Here is a 276-nt window from a genome sequence, read left to right on the forward strand (position 1 = left end):
GTCTGCGAGCAACAAGTCATACTCGGCCTCACGAGTCATTAAATTATTATGCGCATCGCGATCGTCTAATTGAGCCAGTAAAAAACCTTGTTTAACATGTTGGCCTTCAACAAGATCCAGTCTAACAAGTTGGCCTGAAATCCTAAATGATAATTCTGCACGGCTATTTGCTTCGACTCTTGCAGGAAACTGACGAATGGTATTGCCTGATGACTGTGTCACATCAAACAATTTTACTGGGCGCACCAGTACATCTTGTACGGCGCTTTCAACAGG

1 pseudogene is annotated in these 276 nt (G+C 43.8%); it reads right to left on the reverse strand.

From position 1 onward, the window contains the following. Positions 1–276 (reverse strand): annotated as a pseudogene (locus AAEY72_RS14745) (hypothetical protein); the annotation flags it as partial.

It is taken from the genome of Psychrobacter sp. W2-37-MNA-CIBAN-0211 (assembly GCF_040309405.1).
Lineage (GTDB): Bacteria > Pseudomonadota > Gammaproteobacteria > Pseudomonadales > Moraxellaceae > Psychrobacter > Psychrobacter glaciei.